The following is a 16,513-nucleotide window of genomic DNA, read 5'->3' on the forward strand; positions in this document are numbered from 1 at the left end:
CCTCGGGCGTATTGACGGTCATGTTTAAGCAGGTTGTATGCCAGGTTATTTGGCGGGACTGGCGCTGGTTTGGGGGGGTCTCGCCCGGGCTCGGCGCCGTGCTTCCTCGGGGATTCTGGTAATCAGTTCCTGGCCGGCGACCAGGAACTCGATCATCGTTTGCATGCCTTCCTGGGCATATTGAAGTGCGATATCCCGGTCCTTGATCATCGTCAGGCATTCGAAGAAGACGCGGGTCATGTGCAGCATCGACCCGCGGAGCATCGGGAATGCCGCTGTCTTGGCGTGTTTGGGCGCATTCAGGTAGTGCTCGAAGTCAGCCAGTGCATCGCAAACTTCAAGGACACTCTGATAGTTCTTGATCAGAATCTGATGGGCGTCGACGACGACTGCGTCCATCTGTTCCACCAGGTTTGCGATATTGCGATCGGGTTCGCTTTCGTATTCCGTCGTGAAGCAATCGAGCAATGCATCAATGGTGGCCTGCTTGCTTTCCGGTTTTGAATCAAGATGGAAGTCTTTCGGGCGCAGCGGTTCGGTGCCGCGAATGGCGGCACCGCGATTCATGTTGTAAACGGTGCTTTGCTTGTGGAATTGCAAAACCGAGTACGAAATCAGGTCGCGAGCCTGAATGAAAATGTCCGTTGAATGGACTTCGTCGCCAAAATTTCCCGGGACGGGCTTGCGTATGGCGCAAGCTGCCTCGGTTTGCTTGACGGCATCGGCAAGATTTTCCGATGCATGCTCTTCGTCGTAATAGTGGCTCAACGTCGAGTGATGCGGGCCTTCAGCCGGATAGCCGACATCGACGCCCATCAGGTACACCTTTTTGATGCCCATGCGAACGCAGAAGTCCGTGCCGCAGTTGGTGACTGTGGGGCCGGTCGAAAAACGGGGGAAGGTATTGTCGATATCGGTGAGCTGGGTTCCGGCGTCCACAAACTTGAGCAGCATGAGCGGGCGGTTGGTCAGCTCGAACACGCCGGGTGGAATGGCAGGAATCATCAGCAGCGGGATGTCCTTGACGAACTCCCGGTGTTTCGGATCGGCCATGAACTCGTAGGTCAGATCGGTCCGTTCGATTTCGACGTGGAAATCCGGCTTGATTCCTTTGCGTGCCAGAACGGTCAATGCCGTACCGCACGAAATGATGACTGCCCGGTCTTTGTGTTCTTCGATGATGGGCAGCAGTTCGTCCAGCGATGGGCCGGAGCCGATGACGAATGCAACGGAATCTTCCGGCAGTTTCTTGGCCAGTTTTGTACAGAGGGGATATTTGGCGTCGAGGTTTTGCGTGGTGTGGAGCAGGGACAGGATTTCGTCGTCAAAAAAGCCCCAGCCCATGTAGAGAAGGAAGAATTCCTGGCCAAGGGCATTCCAGATTTCCTTGACGTCATCCGAGCGGTAATCATTGAAATGTAGGGCAGCACCGCGGGCCATGTACGGTGGCCAGAAAACACGGATGGCTTGGCGGAGGTCGCCGGCAAGGGCGCGGTTGCGCTCGGCGATAAAGTTCGCCTTTTCCTCGGTCGGGACTTCTTGCTCTTCGGTTGCTTCGCTGTCGTCTTTCTCCTCTTCCTTGGCCGACTTGGGATCGTAGGTCAGGAAAGTCATGTATTTCCCACCGCGGGCCATGAAACGGTCGTAGAGCGAAATGTAGTCCAGGAAGAAAAGCGAAAGATTCAGATTCCGCGCATCCGGCTCAATGATGATGAGGTGCCGGATTTCATAGTTGTTCACGATCTGCTCGATGTCCCAGCCGTAGCCAACGCCGAAAATGACGGTGATCAACAGGGAGTGGTCGCCAAAGCGGGAGTTCCGGTCGAAATTGTCATCGACCGGGCAGAGTTCCTTGAAGCGACGCAGCAGGCGCAGACGATATTCGGGTTCTACCGGATGATAGAAATAGGGCATGTCGGCCTGCGGGGCAATGATGGCCTCGTTCTCCAGGTAGCCGACACCGGTGGTGACGCGGGGGCGGCTTTCCGGATCATCGAAGAAGCCGTATAGCGCCTTGCCGAGATCGACGAAATCTCGGGGGCTGCCCACATTGGACTTGTAGTAGATGGTCAGCTTCCCCTCCTCGTCCATGGAGAAGGGAACCTCTGCCTTGAAATTGATCAGGTGCTTGAAGACGTAGGGGAATTTCTCCTGGAAGAACACCAGGTTCGCTTCGTAGGTGGCGAACAGCTTCTGCATGTAAGCCGCCTGTAGCGGATTGAGATCCACCGGGATGTCCTCATCTGCGGGCTGGGCATTGAGTTCGGGGTCTGTCAAAGGTGCGCTGGAGTCGGATGCGGACATGGGGGGCTCTGTGAGATTGGAGCGATTAGCGGTGGGCAGTTATCAGGATGTCTTCCCGGGAGCCGCCAAAGGGGAGTTCAAGGGGCTGGGGCAACAGGTAGGCCTCATATCCGCGTTGCCTGACGTGAGCCATGATCGCGAGGACCAGGCTGTCGTTGATGGCGACGAGGTTCTGATCTCCCGGAAGGGTATCGAATGCATGGCTTCCCGCCTGGGTGACCTGGTTATCCCAGTCGGCGCGTACGGCTTGCCCGGCTTCGGAGGCGCCGAAGCGCCGCTTGCGGTCCCGGTTGGGAAGGTCGCCGAGCAGAATGCGGCCGCCGGGGGCACAACAGGCCAGGCAGCGGTCTACGAATGCGAAAATTTCTTCTTCGCTGGCCAGGTAATGGAGGACGGAATAAACCAGCACCTTGTCGAAACGTGCTTCACCGGTATCCAGTTCCAGGAAATTGCCGGCCAATCCGGTCAGATTGGCGGCTCCGGGGGCGCGCTTCCGCATGCGTTCGATTGCCGGCAGGTTGTCGATACCCGTGGCGCTGGAGACAAAAAACGAAAGCGGAATAAGAAGGTTGCCGGGACCGCAGCCGACTTCGAGCAGGCGGTCTGCCGGTTGCAAATTCAGTTTCTGAATTAGATCGCTGAGGATGCGTCGTTCGGCCAGGGCCTGAAAGGGGTAGCGCCCGGCGATCTCGGTATCGACGAGGTCGGTTTGGGTCGCTGCCTTGGCAAAATTATCGAACGATACCTGGCTCATGAAGGCTGATCTGTGGCTGGGAGTAAATCTTGGCCACAGAATCAGCAATATGTGTGCCATCAGTATCCTGATGGATCGGGGCAGGAAAAACGCGTTGCCAGCGGACGTCGGGAGCGATTGCCGCCAAGTTGAAACTACGCAGTCCGACTGTCAATACGTGCCCGGAGGGCAGCGGACCGAGTGGTTGAAGCTCGACCGGAAGCGGCAGGCAGCAGGGCAGGCGGGGCGTGGATGGCAAAGGTACCAGGCTGTAGGGGGCGAGTTGCGCCAGTCGACGTTGCCTGGCGTCAACCTCTTCGGGGAGATCGTTCAGACAGGATTGGATCTGGCGCAGCGCAAAGGTTGGGAGCATTCCTGCGGCACCTTCCGTCCCGTGCCAGTAGAGATGCGCCAGGTGACTGCGCTCACCGGCAAGACGGAGCAGGGCTTGCGCAGTGGACGAGATGGGGCGAAGCGCGCGGATTTGGCGCAGATTCTGTGCATCGTCGCGTGATTGGCAAAACACGACTCCGCCCCAGTGGCTGGCGATTGTCTTCGGTAGGGACCATAAGGCGAAGCGCCCCCCGATGGCGAATGGGTTTGCCCCGGGGCACAGCAGGGTATCCACCGCATCTTCGATAATCGTCGTTCCGGCTGGGAATGCGCTGCTCACGACATACCCCCACTGATGGTAGATCAGGGCTACCTTGGGGGGGCGCTCACTTTCCGTATTGGGCGTTGCCACCCGGGCGATGCTCTCGAAGACGCAATGGCTTGAAAACGGTGGGCACCAGACAAGGTCCGGGCGTGTCAGGCCCAAGTGCTCAAGGCTTGCCGAGAGGCCTGCCCGGGCGCTGGAGAAGAGCACTGGCTCCGCCGCGGGAAAGAGTTGCCGCAACTGGTCCTCGATATCCTCCGTCGTGACCCCGGAGCCAAAGAAATGCTTCGCCTGCAATTTTTGGGGAGATGGCCACAGAAAAAGAGCGGTCATGTCGGCTGCTCTTCGCTGGGGCAGAGATGCGCCAATTGCTCGCCGATGATGTCGAGAGTCGGCAATAATTGCAGTTCAGTGGCAAAACCTTCCTTGAAAAAGGCAATTTTTGCCTCTTTTTCGCTGGGTTTTGCCATGTCGCCAGGAAAAGGTCGATCGCCAAGGATTACCCGATGACGTCCTGTCGCTCGCGCATGCCGGATAGCGGCATCCAGGCTCAGGTGGGCGACGGGTTGATCGAATAGGGCGCGATCGTAAACGCCGACCGCGTAATAAACCTCGTTGCGGCTGCAGTTGTACAGGCTGGCTCCCACCATCCGCCCATCGGCTTCGCGAAGATAGATCGCAAAGGCGCTGCGTTGCCGGATTGCCCTCAGTTGCTCGTCCCAGGTGGCTTGGGGGCGGGTGCGGCGACCCGCTACCTGTTCATGGAAAGCCTGGAAATCGGCAAAACTTGCCGCATTGCCTTCGGTGTCCAGATCAACCTGCCATAAGCGCCGCGCCTGATTGATCAGGGCTTTGTAACTCTTGCGGAGTTGCCGATGGTAATCGGCTTCGGAAAGTGCCAGATCGATCAGCATCCGGTGGCGAAGATGGGCCGATGCGCCAAGCTGCAGCAGTCGGCGATACCAGTCCGGAGCGGTCGGGCAGGGAGTTGGTGCTGTGAAACGCAAGCGCGTGTTGCTGCCAAGTTGTTTTGCCAGCACGGCCACTGCCTGAAGCCATGCTTGGTGCAGTTGGCGGGAGGCTTTTTCCGGCAAGGCAACCAGCGGGAGGGGAGGGGCAACGCCGACGATCCCGTTGAGATGGCTGGACAGCACCCATTGTCCGTCCTGCCGGAAGGCAGCAAGCGGGCACAGGGCGACAACTTCGCCGCGCCAGGAGATCAGGTGGTCGAACGAGTGGTAATCGGCGTAGGCGGAAGAAAAATAGGCGTGTTGATAGGCGAGGTGGCAACGACGATAGCCAACGGGTTGTACGCTGGCATTTGCCAGCGCCTGATCCCAGCGTTCAGCGGCCGACTCCCCTGTCAGGAAAGCAAATTCGCCGGCCGCGTCAGGAAAGAGGGCGACGGGCACGGTCTCCGCCATGTTCACAGGATGTCCCAGGATAGTGGCGTACCTTTTGCCAGGTCTCGGCTGGCGGTTTTGCCAAGAATGTATTCAAGATACTTCGGCGGAAGTCCAAACCCGGGCCGGATGGCGCGCACGTTGTCGGCGGTGAGGCGTTCGCCCCGGGCGATATCTTTTACGGCATACAAGGAGCGACGGAAAGCCAGCGATTTCTGTTCGGCTTCGCTGGCGCCATAGGCAACCTGCCCCAAGGCTTGCCAGGCGCGCTCCGTTTCCACGACCAGGGCCTTGAGTTCGGCCGGCTCCAGGGAGAACGCCGAATCGACTCCGCCATCGGCGCGCGCCAGCGTGAAGTGCTTTTCGACAACCGACGCACCCAACGCCACCGCAGCGACAGCGGCACCGATGCCCATGGTGTGATCTGAAAGGCCGACTTCGCAGCCGCTCCAGTCGCGCAGGTTGGGGATGGTGAGCAGATTGGTATTGGCCGGCGTTGCCGGGTAGGTGCTGGTGCATTTGAGCAGTACCAGATCGCGGCAGCCTGCGGCACGGGCGGTGCGAACGGTTTCGTCGATTTCGGCAGCGTTGGCCATCCCGGTCGAAACGATCATCGGTTTGCCGGTGGCGGCGATTTTTCGGACCAGGGGCAGATCGGTCATTTCAAAAGAGGCGACCTTGTAGCAGGGCACGTTGAGCGTTTCCAGGAAATCGACGGCTGTCTCGTCAAAAGGCGTGCTGAAGGGAATGAGGCCACGCTGCCGGGCCTTGTCGAAAATTGGGGCGTGCCATTCCCACGGCGTATGGGCTTCGTCATAGAGCTTGTGCAGCGATTTTCCGGCCCACAGGCTGTTCGGATCGTTAATTACGAAGCCTCCCTGGTCGCTGTCCAGGGTCATGGTGTCCGCCGTGTAGGTCTGGATCTTCAGCGCGTGTGCCCCCGCGTCGGCGGCGGCATCGACGATGGCCAGCGCCCGGTCCAGGGACTGGTTGTGGTTGCCGGACATTTCGGCGATGACAAACGGGGTGGCATCCCGGCCGATGGTGCGATGGGCAATGGAGAAGGCGGCCATGATTATCCTTGTTTGATGAACACACTGTGGTCGTGTCGGTAGCCGGCGCGCAAAAAGGCGCGGCGCGATGCTTCGTTGTCGGCCATCACTTCGGCGATGGTGCTGCTGATGGCGGGCCGTGCATCGCGTAGCCAGGCATCGGCGGCGATGAGCAGGGGGGCTGCCAGGCCTTCGCCCAGGTGTGCGGGGTCGAGGTAGATGGAAATTCGTGCTTGATGATCGTTTGGCGCGGGGCGTATGTCGAATCGGACGCACCCCACGTCAGTTCCGCCCATCTGGCCGATGAGTACGACGCGCTGCGAGTCGGACAGCGCGGCTTCGAACCAGGCTTTGTGGCTTTCCCAGGGAATCGGGGAAGGGTCGAAGGTATGCTGGCGAACGCCCGGATCGTTTCGCCAAAGGTGCAGCATGCGGGCATCGTCGGGGGTTGCCGTGCGAACATCGAGTCGACTGCTGTTCATGAATTGGCTAACGCGTGCTGCCCCGCTGCCGTCGGTGATGGCTGAGGCGGCATCCGCCATCGCTTGTCGCCAGTGGGGGTTGCCGGCCAGTAAATGCAGGGCCGTAGCCAAATCGCTGTCACTTACCGCGTCGGATCGCCCAAGGTAAAGGTGAGCGCCACGGCGGGCCAATTCTTCGGCCATCGCAACTTGATTGTCGGCAACCGCCAGGGTGATCGATGGTAAGCCCAGCGCGCAGCGTTCCCAGCTGGTGGTGCCGGGACTGGCAAGGGCGAGGTCAGCCTTGGCCATTACCGCGGCAACGTTTGCCGGGGCTATGTGCAGGGCGGCGTCTGGCAAGGCGGCCAGACCCTGGGCAAGCGCTTCGCGGTGGGCGTAGAGCGGTCCGACAACGACGTCGATTGCCATGGCGGCAAGGAGGGGGGGCAGCAGCCGAACGGCACGACCGGTCAGATCCTCCCGGTCAGCACCGCCGAACATGACGAGCAGGCGCGGTGTCGTGCTGGTCTGATTGGAACGGGATTGCCGAGCAACCGAAAATTCGGGGCGGAGCAGCGCATGGCTGGGGCCAAGCAGGTGGCGACAATGGGCGGGCGTCCGGTTGAGGTAGGGGTTGGCCTCGGTTGCCGGGCGCAGGTTCTGATCGAGCAGGGCGTCGCAGTCATGGTCACGGTCGGCCAGGTCATCGATAACCAGTATTTTTGCGGTAGCCGGGCGTATCGCGGATTCCCAGCGGGCATCCAGTGCGTAGTGATCGACGACCAGCCAATCCGGCCCCGGATGCTGGGCAAGGACGTCCAAACAGGCTTGTGCATCGGCCGTTTGGCCGTGCGGTAGAAAACGGGCATGCGCCAGTCCGCCCCCAGGGCTGGTCGTTCCTTCCGGCAATGTGGCCAGTTGATGGCCATCTTGCCGAATTCGTTCTGCTAACGCTCCCAGGCCATCCGCCCGGCAAATGAACAGGCATTTCGAGCCGCGCGCCGCCAAAGCCTGGGCCAGCGCCAGGCAACGCATGACATGGCCAGTGCCGATGATGGCGTTGGCGTCGACGCGAAAAGCGATGAACATGAAGGACCGGCTCTGGCTTTAACGAACTTTGAACAGCGGTTCCAGCGGCGGGCAGCGCAGCAGTTCGCTCATCCGTCCTTCGAATGCGCCCGCCTTGAGTAGCGGAAAAACCTCGTCGTATACCGCGAGCAGCCGCTGGATATCGGCCTCGGTGTGCGCATAGGAAAGGTTGTGCGTGCCCAGACTCAGGACGCCACGCTCGAAGAGCGATTGCAGGAATAGCGTCTTGGTTTCCCACTGGCTGGCCAGTGGCGTGTCTTTCAGGATCAGGAAGGACCAGCTCGGGTGGCCGGCAACGGAAAGAAGTTCGTCGACTCCGTGCCGGGTGATGCGCTCGCGGATGCCGGCCATGAGCAGGCGACCCAGCGCGGCGAGATGGTCGGTCACCTGGCAGCGCTTCAGCTTGTCCAGGGTGGCGGCGGAGGCGGCCAGCGACAGGGTTTCGCCGCCGAAGGTGAATGAGAAGAAAATTTCCTCCATCAGTTTCATCAAGTCTCGCCGGCCGGCAACAGCCGATACGGGATAGCCATTGGCCAAGCCTTTGCCGAAAGTGGCGAGGTCGGGCGTGACGCCGAACAATTCCTGGGCGCCTCCGTTGGCGTAGCGGAAGCCGGTGATGGTTTCGTCGAAGACAAGCAGCGCACCGTGGGACCTGGTCAGGCGGGCAACGCCCTCAAGAAAGCCGGGCAAAGGATCAGCGACGTTCATCGGCTCAAGAATCACTGCCGCGAATTCGCCGGGATGGGCGAGCAGCAGGCGCTCCAGACTGTCCAGATCGTTGTAGGCAAAGGCCTGGGTGAGATCACGCACCGCCTGGGGAACGCCCCGGTGGCGGGCGGTGGAGCCGATATACCAGTCCTGCCAGCCGTGATAGCCGCAGACGGCAACGCGATCGCGGCCCGTATGGGCGCGAGCGAGGCGGATGGCGCCGGAGGTGGCATCGGAGCCGTTCTTGCCGAAGCGAACCATGTCGGCGCAGGGCACCATGTCCACGATGCGCTCGGCAACTTCCATTTCCACCGGGTGGGGCAGGGAAAAAATCACGCCCTGTTCAAGTTGTGCTTTTACGGCGACGGTCACGTCGGGGTCGTTGTAGCCTAGGGTGATGGAGGCCAGCCCATTGATGAAATCGAGGTATTCGTTGCCGTCGGCGTCCCACACGCGGGCTCCCTGGCCTCGGGTGATGAAGTAGGGCGAGACGCCGAACGGGTACTGGGTCTTGCTCTTGCTGAAGGTTTGCGAGCCGAGCGGGATGGTGCGCAGGGCGCGTTCGAGTAGCTGTTCGGAGTTGGCGTAGCGGTGGCTCATGATGCGTTACCTTGTAGGCGGGTGACGTTCCGGTCGGTGGCGAGGGACTTGAGGTAGCCCTCGTTGCGGGTGATGTCCGCGTTGATGCGGGCGATTTCAGGGTGTTCGGCCAAAAGATGGAGAACGTCGGTGGTCGTGAATTCAGGATTGCTCGGGTAGAGCGCTTCGTAAACCGCTTGCACCATCGCGAAATCGGCCGGCTCGTCTACCGTCCAGCGCAGCCAGGAGAGATCGTCGGCTTGCTTGTAATGGCCGATTCGATAGCGTTCCGGGCGACGGTAGATGAAGGAAGTGACGTGTTCACGTTCCGATTGCAGGCTTGCCTCGTTCCAGGCATCGCGCAGGCAGGCGAAACGAAAGACTTCCACGTCTAGGCCATCCGGGAAGGTGGGCTGAATGGCGTTGCTGGTGTAGTCGTGGCCGCCGTTCAAGTGGAACGCTATCGTCGCGTCGATCACCTCGGGGTCTGCGAGGGGGCAGTCGCCAGTGAGCCGGATGAGGTGCTCGGGCGCCAGCGGTTCCGCTGCACGGAAAAAACGGTCAAGAACGTCGTCGAGCGAGCCGCGGTGGCACTGAACGTCCAGTCGCAGGCAAAGTGCTGCCAGTGGGTCGTCCGAAACATCGGTACTGGTGGCCACCAGCAAGGGGGAGATATGCCGGGATCGCCGGAGCCGCTCGATATGCCGCGCGAGCATGGGCTCGCCGACGAGCGGCTTGAGAACCTTCCCGGGAAGCCGGGAAGATGAGCAACGGGCTTGCAGGATGGCCAGCATGAATGGAATCCGGAACTTTATCGTTTGGGCCAGAATCTGGGGTCAATAAGCTTATCGTCCAGAATGGGCAGTTTCTTGAATAATTCTGTCGGCAGCGCGGGTGCCGAGTCGTAGGCGGCAACGATTTCCTGCCATTCGGTCAGGCTCGTCGCGCCGCATACGGTGACGCTTACCGCCGGAATCCCCCGCAAAAACGCCAGGCTCGCCTGCAAAGGCGTCAGTTGTTCCGTGGCAAGCAGGGATTGCCAAGCAGCCATGGCTGGCGCCAGTCCCTCCAGCCCACTGGGCAATGGCCTGGAGGGCGCCAACAGCAGCCCTTGCAGGAAGGCCGAGCGCACATGGATTTCGACGCCGGCGTGTGCCAGTTCGTGTACGGAGCCTTCCCGCAGATGGCGCTGGTCCAGGGGGTTGAGCGGCAACTGGACAATCTCGATCGGGTAGCGGCGGAGCAGGGTAAGCGCTTCCTGGGGGGTATAGACGGAAACCCCAATTTTCTTCACCAGGCCTTGGGAACGCAGGGTGTTCAGCGCTTCAAACAGCGCGTCTCCCATCGGGCCGAGCAGGTCGTCTGGGCGATGCACCAAAAGGCCGGACAGACGAGGCTCGCCAAGTCGTTGCAGGCTGCGATCAATTCCGGCGCTAATGACGGATATGGCGCGTTGTTCAGAAAGTGCCGTATCCAGCGGGAGCGTTTTGCTGACGATGGAGAACGGATGCGGGCGAGGGAGTGCCTGTCCCAGAACGCTTTCCGAGTCGCCATAGAGGGCTGCGGTATCCAGCGTATGCACCCCGTGCCGGATAGCGTGGCCGAGGATCGACCGTACAGCCTCAAGAGGGGGTTGGCCGGCAGTGTTGGTGATGCCGTAGTCCAGGCCAAACTGGACGGTTCCCAGTCCGAGTTTCATGCCAGGGCGTTGCTCAGCGCTGTAACCACACGGTCCTGCTCGCCTGCCGTTAGCGATGGATAGAGTGGCAGGGAGAAGGCACCACGGTAATAAGCCTCGGCATGGGGGTAATCCCCCGGGCGGAAGCCCTGATCCCGATAGTAGGGCTGGAGATGGACCGGAATGTAATGCACCTGCACACCGATGCCGGCCGCGCGCATGGTTTCGAAGACCGTACGGCGAGATTCCGGCGCAACTTGCACCGGATAGAGGTGCCAGGCGGATTGCCTGTGCGGCAGTCGTTTCGGGAGGGTTACCGGCAAATCGGCCAATAGGGTGTCGTACCGTGTGGCGAGTGCGTGGCGGGCATTCAGGAACAGATCAAGGCGTTGCAGCTGGCTGCTGCCGAGAGCGGCTTGAAGATCCGTCATACGGTAGTTGTAGCCGAGGTCGATTTGCTCGTAATACCAGGGGCCATCACTTTCATTCTCCAGCTCAGCCGGCTCCCGGACTATCCCGTGGCTGCGCAGACGGGACATGCGCTGGGCAAGTTCGGGGTCGTTGGTCAGGGCCATGCCGCCTTCGCCTGTCGTGATGATCTTGACCGGATGAAAGCTGAAAATGGTGATGTCGCTGTAGGCGCAGTTGCCGGTCGGTGCGTTTTGGTAAGTTGCCCCGACCGCATGGGCTGCATCTTCGATAACCCGGCATCCATACTGGCGAGCCAATTCGCCAATCGCCTCCATGTCGCACGGCTGCCCGGAGAAGTGAACCGGAATGATGACCTTGGGCAATTGGTTTGCTGTCTTGGCGCGAGCCAGCTTGCTCGCCAGTGCCTCGACGCTCATGTTCAAGGTCTGTGGATCGATGTCGACGAAGTCCACCGTGGCGCCGCAATAGCGCGCGCAGTTGGCCGATGCAAGAAACGTGTTCGGACTCGTCCAGACCCGATCTCCCGGGCCTACTTCGAGCGCCAGGCAGGCGATATGCAGTGCGGCGGTGGCATTGCACATCGCAATGGCGTGATTTGCCCCGCAGCGCGTGGCCATGGCGGATTCAAACGCAGGGACAGCAGGTCCCTGCGTCAGCCAGTCTGATTGCAATGCGGCAACAACCGCATCGATATCCGCCGCATTCAGGCTTTGGCGACCGTAGGGAATCATGCAATGTAGCTGCTGAGCGTGCGGATTTCCTCGGTGTTGAGGAACCAGGGGTTGGAGTCGGACACGTACTTGAATCCTTCGTCGACCGGTTTGCCGATTTCCTGCTTGCCGTTACAGGCGTAGTCGCTACCTTCGACGAAACGAATCGACGGCGTAATCACATAATGATCGGGAAATTCCAGGGTGTGCAGGCTGTCATCTCGGGAAATCATCATCTCGTGCAGTTTTTCGCCCGGGCGAATACCAATGATTTTATGAGGCAGGTCCGGGGCCATGGCGGTAGCGAGGTCGGTGATCAGAGCTGAGGGAATTTTGGGGACAAATAGTTCGCCGCCGTGCATGCGCTCAAAAGCCTTGACCACAAAATTAACGCCCTCCGGCAGGGTGATCCAGAATCGGGTCATCCGGGGGTCGGTGATGGGGAGTTCCTTGGCGCCATCCGCGATGAGTTTGCGGAAAAAGGGCACAACGGAGCCGCGCGACCCCACGACATTGCCGTAGCGCACGACGGCAAAACGTGTGTTCTGCTTGCCTACGGTATTGTTGGCGGCAACGAAGAGCTTGTCCGAAAGCAGTTTCGTGGCGCCATACAAATTGATCGGGCTGGCAGCCTTGTCGGTGGATAAGGCGACAACTTTTTTCACGCCGTTTGCCAAGGCGGCAGCGATGACATTTTCAGCGCCGCCGACATTGGTCCGGATGCATTCGCCCGGGTTGTATTCGGCGGCAGGAACATGCTTGAGCGCGGCAGCGTGAACGACGAAATCGACATCCCGCGTGGCCTGCTTCAAGCGTTCCCCATCGCGAACATCGCCAATAAAGAAGCGCATTTCCGCCTGCGGAAAGTCCTGTTGCATTTCGTATTGTTTTAGCTCATCCCGGGAATAAACGATGACACGTCGCGGTTTGTGGTGCTTGAGCACGGTCTCGATGAATTTACGGCCAAAAGAGCCCGTGCCGCCCGTAACCAGAATGCTGCTGTTGTCAAACATAGGAGAATTCCCAAAAAATAGGTTGTGGAATTCAAGCATGAATTGTGCCTCTATCCGCGAATGACGCGATTTTTCCCACTCTTTTTGGCTTCGTACATCGCTTCATCGGCTCGCTTGATGACTGTTGCTTGGGTGTCGTCGGCACGCATTTGCGTGATTCCTGCGCTGAAGGTGATCAGCACTTTCTCGTTGTCGCGCAGAAAGAACTTGCGGGTCAGTTCGCGTTGCAGGCGAGTTAGCACCGCCGTAGCGTCATGGAGCGGCGTCTCGGGAAGCAGGATGATGAACTCTTCGCCTCCGTAGCGGGCAACGGTATCCTGTGGGCGCAGGGTTTCGCGGCAGACTGTGGCGAGATGGATTAACGCCTGGTCGCCTGTTTCGTGCCCCATCGAATCGTTTAGTTTTTTAAAGTTGTCGAGATCGAGCAGGGCGACACAGAGTTCCGTGCCATGGCGCTGGGCACGTGCAGATTCTTTGGCGAACATTTCCTCCAGCCCGTGCCGATTGAGCGCGCCGGTGAGCTGGTCGTGACGTATCAGGTTGCTCGTGTTTTCGAGTTCCCGTTCCAACTCCCTGATGCGACGTTCGGATTCCTCGACCTTGTGCTGCATTTCGCGCAGGTTATCTCGTGAGCGCTGAGCATTGAGCTGGATCGTACGCGTCTCGCGCATGACATCAGCGAGAACGTTTTCGAGTTCAGTGATGTCGTTGGCGGCAGTGACCTTTTTCGCGCAGATGTCTATCTTGTCATGGTAGTCGGAGGTCGCTTCCGCGAAACTGGCCAGTTGATCCACGAAACCGGCCAGCATATGCTTGATGGCGGCCTGTGCGTCAGCGAGGCTCGATTTCAGTTGGCTTTGCTTGAATAACACCTCTTTGAGTCGGCGTTCGGCGTCGTCTATCGAGCGCTGCGAAAGCGGTTTGTCGATAATCTCGCGCACGATTTCAATTTGCCCATGCAACCAGCGATCATCCAGTACCAGCTCTGAAATGTTCCCGACCAGCAAACGCAGTAGCTTGAGCAAGCTCAGGCGTAGCTCGGTGTGGTCTTCGGCAAGTAATTCTAATTTGAAGGCAAAACGTTTCAGGCGGGCGAGGAATCCCTGCATCTGGTCGAGATCAATCGCATTGCGAATATCCTGGGCTAATGCCTTGGCATCGCTCGATAGTTGCGGGATTTCCAGGAGTTGCGTGGCGATTGCCGTTTCCAGCGTAAAAGCGAACAGTTCACGCAATTCGGGCAGGAGGTCTGCGGCGGCGGTTGGTGGCGTGCGTCGGGGCGGACTGGTTACTGGCGCCGCGACCTGGTCGGGGGGGGCGTCTTCAGCCGTGCCGGCCTCTTGATCCCGCCCCTGCCCCCATGAGCGAAGCAAGCTCTGTAGACGGTTGAAAAGAGTGTCCGGGTTGGCGGCACTGCTTGTCAGCACGTGCTCCAGCGATTCTCGCTTGCGGGCAATGGTTAGTCCGGCGTGCTTGGCATCCCATTGGCGGAAGAGATTGCCGATCATTTCTGCCCAGCCCAGTTTTTGTGCGTCGGTCAGTGCATTGACGAACTCCACCAGGCGGTTGCGGTATTCGTCCCAGTTGCCGGCCTTGATGGCATCGTCGAGTTGTCGGGCAAGCCGTAACTGGTCTGGGGTTGCACGGGGCAGCGCGCTAGCCAGCGAGCGTAATTGCTTTTCGGGGAAGTGGGCGTCAGCCAGCTTTACGCCAGATATTTCCTGATAAAGCGTCAGGTAGTTGTCCGGCGTCGGTGGTACGCGGCGTGCGGCCAGCTGGCGCAATGTTTCGCGAGCAATTTCGAATGGGTTGGTCAGTGTGCTCATGGTCGCTGATCAGGCTATAATTGCGGCCCATTGCATGCAGCCCCCGTAGCATGAAGGTCGTGCAGTTGATTTGTAATCATCAGGTAGCGGTTCGATTCCGTTCGGGGGCACCAGTAGCTTATTCGGCAATGCCACCATGGCCCAGGCGGTGCGACAGGGCATGCGCTGCAGCCAGCATCCGCTTGGCGGCCGGGCTATCCCATTCGACATTGAATTCCCCCATCGAGCCCAGCGACGTGATCGCTGCCACCATGCTGCCCGTATGGTCATAAACCGGCGCGCTGAAGCCGTTGATGCCGGGAGTGAGGCTACCCGTCGCGCGCGCAATGCCGTGCGCCCGAATCTCGGTCAGATCCTTTTCCAGTTGGCGGCGGACGATGGTTATCGCCTTTTTGCTTGATTCGGCGATCTGTGCCAACTCGTCATCGAGCACTTTTTTCAGATAGGGCGAGCGGTAGAAAGCGGCAAATGCCCGTCCGGTCGCCGAGTTGCACAACGGCAGCGTGGTGCCGGGGCGCAAGGTAATAGTAATCGGACCGCCCGCATCAACGATGCGGACGATGGTGGCGCCGTGGGTTCCCCACACCGCCAAGGCCACGGTTTCGTGGATTTCCTCGCACAGTGATTCAAGAATGGGGCCTGAAAAGCGAACGGGATCCAGGCGGCCCAGGCCGGAGAGTCCGAGTTCCAGCGCATAAGCGCCCAGATCGTAGCGGCCACTGCTTGCGTCCTGCTCGACAATGCCGATGCGCAAGAAACTGACCATATAACGATGGGCCTTTGCGGCGGGCATGCCGGCGCCCTTCGCGATATCGCGCAACATCATCGGGCGATTGGTGGCAGCCAAGACTTTCAATAGGCGAAAACCAACCTCGACTGATTGAATCCCCTGACGGTCGCTGGCAACTTTTGTGACCATGATTACTTATATAGATGAAAAGCTACATTCTATGCATCTATGACGCGCTTGAGGCGGCGAATATAATCCCCCGGCAAATATATAGGGAGGTTCTATGCGGGCGGTTCTGGTTGCAAATCCGAAGGGTGGTGCTGGCAAAACGACGCTGGCCACGAATTTGTCTGGCTATTTTGCGAGCCAGGGGAAGAAGACAACCCTGTGCGACCTTGATCGCCAGCAGTCTTCGTTGCGCTGGATGGCCTTTCGCGATCCGGCCTTGCCGTCGATTACTGGCTACTACGGCGGCAATCAGATTTCTCTGAGCCTGCCGCGCGAAGCCGACTGGGTGGTCGTCGATGCGCCGGCCGGTCTGCAAGGCTATAAGTTGTCTGATTATTTGAAGGCAGTAGATAAGGTGCTCATTCCCTTGGTGCCCTCCGTATTTGATATGGCGGCTACTGAAGACTTCCTGAATGCCATTCGTGGAGAAGTCCGCGGCGTACGGGCCAAGGTCGGTATCGTCGCCATGCGTGTCGATCCGCGCACCAAAGCGGCAGGCATGCTCGAAGAGTTCCTGACGCACTTCGACATTCCGATTGTTGCCTATGTGCGCAATACCCAGAACTACGTCAATGTCGCCGCTTCCGGTGCCACCGTTTTCGATCCACCGCGGGCTCGGCATCGCCGCGATATGGAGCAGTGGCAGTCACTGGTTCAGTGGGTCGAGAAAAAATAACAGCCTTTTGGTTAATTGTTGTTGACTCACTGGGGGCGAGTCTGGATAATGCGCCCCTCTGACGGACGCGGGGTGGAGCAGTTGGCAGCTCGTCGGGCTCATAACCCGAAGGTCGCAGGTTCAAGTCCTGCCCCCGCAACCAAGAAATTAGGCGCTTGGCAAAGCCAAGCGTTTTGTTTCTGAGGTTGGAGAAAGTTGGGTTAGTTGTGAAGATGTTGAAAAATAAATTCACG

At 59.5% G+C, this 16,513-nt stretch carries 14 protein-coding genes and 2 tRNA genes; 3 read left to right on the forward strand and 13 right to left on the reverse strand.

Features of this window, described 5'->3' with window-relative positions; all coding sequences use genetic code 11:
- Positions 1-45: 45 nt before the first annotated feature.
- The 12 genes from LZ012_RS17880 to LZ012_RS17935 are packed head-to-tail and all read right to left on the reverse strand — an operon-like array spanning position 46 to position 14,646.
- On the reverse strand, positions 46-2,304 hold the full coding sequence (locus LZ012_RS17880; protein WP_275712272.1) for a motility associated factor glycosyltransferase family protein: 2,259 nt from the start codon (positions 2,302-2,304) through the stop codon (positions 46-48).
- Between the two features lie 25 nt (positions 2,305-2,329).
- On the reverse strand, positions 2,330-3,106 hold the full coding sequence (locus tag LZ012_RS17885; protein WP_275712273.1) for a class I SAM-dependent methyltransferase: 777 nt from the start codon (positions 3,104-3,106) through the stop codon (positions 2,330-2,332).
- The gene (locus LZ012_RS17890; RefSeq protein ID WP_275712274.1) at positions 3,036-4,028 is read right to left on the reverse strand and encodes a putative PLP-dependent aminotransferase; all 993 of its coding nucleotides are present in this window, start codon (positions 4,026-4,028) and stop codon (positions 3,036-3,038) included. The genes LZ012_RS17885 and LZ012_RS17890 overlap by 71 nt, the downstream gene beginning before the upstream one ends.
- Positions 4,025-5,107 (reverse strand): GNAT family N-acetyltransferase, encoded by a 1,083-nt coding sequence (locus LZ012_RS17895; RefSeq protein WP_275712275.1) that lies wholly within the window; start codon positions 5,105-5,107, stop codon positions 4,025-4,027. Before LZ012_RS17895 ends, LZ012_RS17890 begins: the two co-directional genes overlap by 4 nt.
- 14 nt (positions 5,108-5,121) lie before the next feature.
- The gene (gene pseI, locus LZ012_RS17900; protein ID WP_275712276.1) at positions 5,122-6,171 is read right to left on the reverse strand and encodes a pseudaminic acid synthase; all 1,050 of its coding nucleotides are present in this window, start codon (positions 6,169-6,171) and stop codon (positions 5,122-5,124) included.
- Between the two features lie 2 nt (positions 6,172-6,173).
- Positions 6,174-7,700 carry a UDP-2,4-diacetamido-2,4,6-trideoxy-beta-L-altropyranose hydrolase gene (gene pseG, locus LZ012_RS17905; protein WP_275712277.1) on the reverse strand — a complete coding sequence of 509 codons (1,527 nt, stop codon included), beginning with the start codon at positions 7,698-7,700 and terminating at the stop codon, positions 6,174-6,176.
- 18 nt (positions 7,701-7,718) lie between these two features.
- Entirely contained in the window at positions 7,719-9,008 is a 1,290-nt protein-coding gene (locus tag LZ012_RS17910) for an aminotransferase class III-fold pyridoxal phosphate-dependent enzyme (RefSeq protein ID WP_275712278.1), read from the reverse strand.
- A complete protein-coding gene (locus tag LZ012_RS17915) occupies positions 9,005-9,781 on the reverse strand; it encodes a glycosyltransferase family protein (RefSeq protein WP_275712279.1) in 777 nt (258 codons plus the stop codon). The genes LZ012_RS17910 and LZ012_RS17915 overlap by 4 nt, the downstream gene beginning before the upstream one ends.
- Positions 9,782-9,798: 17 nt before the next feature.
- Positions 9,799-10,686 (reverse strand): aldo/keto reductase, encoded by an 888-nt coding sequence (locus tag LZ012_RS17920; protein ID WP_275712280.1) that lies wholly within the window; start codon positions 10,684-10,686, stop codon positions 9,799-9,801.
- Positions 10,683-11,828 (reverse strand): UDP-4-amino-4,6-dideoxy-N-acetyl-beta-L-altrosamine transaminase, encoded by a 1,146-nt coding sequence (pseC, locus tag LZ012_RS17925; protein WP_275712281.1) that lies wholly within the window; start codon positions 11,826-11,828, stop codon positions 10,683-10,685. The genes LZ012_RS17920 and pseC overlap by 4 nt, the downstream gene beginning before the upstream one ends.
- Positions 11,825-12,859 carry a UDP-N-acetylglucosamine 4,6-dehydratase (inverting) gene (gene pseB, locus LZ012_RS17930; RefSeq protein ID WP_275712283.1) on the reverse strand — a complete coding sequence of 345 codons (1,035 nt, stop codon included), beginning with the start codon at positions 12,857-12,859 and terminating at the stop codon, positions 11,825-11,827. The genes pseC and pseB overlap by 4 nt, the downstream gene beginning before the upstream one ends.
- Positions 12,860-12,870: 11 nt before the next feature.
- Complete coding sequence (locus LZ012_RS17935; RefSeq protein WP_275712285.1) at positions 12,871-14,646, reverse strand: GGDEF domain-containing protein; 1,776 nt, start codon at positions 14,644-14,646, stop codon at positions 12,871-12,873.
- 39 nt (positions 14,647-14,685) lie between these two features.
- Here LZ012_RS17935 and LZ012_RS17940 point away from each other — a divergent pair.
- A tRNA-Thr gene (locus tag LZ012_RS17940) sits at positions 14,686-14,759 on the forward strand.
- A 5-nt stretch (positions 14,760-14,764) separates the two neighbouring features.
- On the opposite strand, the gene LZ012_RS17945 is transcribed toward LZ012_RS17940, so the two are convergent.
- On the reverse strand, positions 14,765-15,565 hold the full coding sequence (locus tag LZ012_RS17945) for an IclR family transcriptional regulator (RefSeq protein ID WP_275712286.1): 801 nt from the start codon (positions 15,563-15,565) through the stop codon (positions 14,765-14,767).
- 94 nt (positions 15,566-15,659) lie between these two features.
- Between LZ012_RS17945 and LZ012_RS17950 the strand changes: the two genes are divergently transcribed.
- Positions 15,660-16,280 (forward strand): ParA family protein, encoded by a 621-nt coding sequence (locus LZ012_RS17950; protein ID WP_275712287.1) that lies wholly within the window; start codon positions 15,660-15,662, stop codon positions 16,278-16,280.
- Between the two features lie 66 nt (positions 16,281-16,346).
- Positions 16,347-16,422 (forward strand) — tRNA-Met (locus LZ012_RS17955).
- Positions 16,423-16,513 lie beyond the last annotated feature (91 nt).

The sequence above is a fragment of the Dechloromonas hankyongensis genome (assembly GCF_022012295.1).
GTDB classification, from domain to species: Bacteria; Pseudomonadota; Gammaproteobacteria; order Burkholderiales; family Rhodocyclaceae; genus Azonexus; species Azonexus hankyongensis.

Excerpts from the sequence above, each read along its gene's own strand:
- LZ012_RS17880 (WP_275712272.1), bottom strand. The coding sequence starts at position 2,304 with ATGTCCGCATCCGACTCCAGCGCACCTTTGACAGACCCCGAACTCAAT.
- LZ012_RS17890 (WP_275712274.1), bottom strand. The coding sequence starts at position 4,028 with ATGACCGCTCTTTTTCTGTGGCCATCTCCCCAAAAATTGCAGGCGAAG.
- pseI (WP_275712276.1), bottom strand. The coding sequence starts at position 6,171 with ATGGCCGCCTTCTCCATTGCCCATCGCACCATCGGCCGGGATGCCACC.
- pseG (WP_275712277.1), bottom strand. The coding sequence starts at position 7,700 with ATGTTCATCGCTTTTCGCGTCGACGCCAACGCCATCATCGGCACTGGC.
- LZ012_RS17910 (WP_275712278.1), bottom strand. The coding sequence starts at position 9,008 with ATGAGCCACCGCTACGCCAACTCCGAACAGCTACTCGAACGCGCCCTG.
- LZ012_RS17915 (WP_275712279.1), bottom strand. The coding sequence starts at position 9,781 with ATGCTGGCCATCCTGCAAGCCCGTTGCTCATCTTCCCGGCTTCCCGGG.
- LZ012_RS17920 (WP_275712280.1), bottom strand. The coding sequence starts at position 10,686 with ATGAAACTCGGACTGGGAACCGTCCAGTTTGGCCTGGACTACGGCATC.
- pseC (WP_275712281.1), bottom strand. The coding sequence starts at position 11,828 with ATGATTCCCTACGGTCGCCAAAGCCTGAATGCGGCGGATATCGATGCG.
- pseB (WP_275712283.1), bottom strand. The coding sequence starts at position 12,859 with ATGCTTGAATTCCACAACCTATTTTTTGGGAATTCTCCTATGTTTGAC.
- LZ012_RS17935 (WP_275712285.1), bottom strand. The coding sequence starts at position 14,646 with ATGAGCACACTGACCAACCCATTCGAAATTGCTCGCGAAACATTGCGC.
- LZ012_RS17945 (WP_275712286.1), bottom strand. The coding sequence starts at position 15,565 with ATGGTCACAAAAGTTGCCAGCGACCGTCAGGGGATTCAATCAGTCGAG.
- LZ012_RS17950 (WP_275712287.1), top strand. The coding sequence starts at position 15,660 with ATGCGGGCGGTTCTGGTTGCAAATCCGAAGGGTGGTGCTGGCAAAACG.